The organism is Halorubrum halophilum (genome assembly GCF_000739595.1).
GTDB classification, from domain to species: Archaea; Halobacteriota; Halobacteria; order Halobacteriales; family Haloferacaceae; genus Halorubrum; species Halorubrum halophilum.
This window is the reverse complement of the sequence record NZ_BBJP01000100.1, coordinates 1-218: the sequence shown is the minus strand read 5'-3', so window position 1 is coordinate 218 and position 218 is coordinate 1. Positions and strand designations below refer to the sequence as shown.

The window sequence follows — 218 nt, the reverse complement described above, 5'->3', positions numbered from 1 at the left end:
CCGTACTCGATCATCTGGCCGGCGTGGAACTTGCCTTCCCCGCCGGTGATACCCTGTACCACCACTCTGGTGTCGTCGTCGACGAAAATGCTCATTGGGTGACCTCCTCGGCGTTCTTCACCGCGCGCTGGACCGCGGCCTCCAGCGTCTTCTCGACCTCCACGAGGTCCGTGTTCAGGATCTCCATCCCCTCCTCAGCGTTCGTGCCGGCGAGCCGG

2 pseudogenes are annotated in these 218 nt (G+C 64.2%); both read right to left on the bottom strand.

What is annotated here, in order from left to right:
* Window positions 1-95 (bottom strand): annotated as a pseudogene (locus tag ACP96_RS18975) (succinate--CoA ligase subunit alpha); the annotation flags it as partial.
* Window positions 92-218 (bottom strand): annotated as a pseudogene (gene sucC, locus ACP96_RS18970) (succinate--CoA ligase subunit beta); the annotation flags it as partial. The pseudogenes ACP96_RS18975 and sucC, both read right to left, overlap by 4 nt.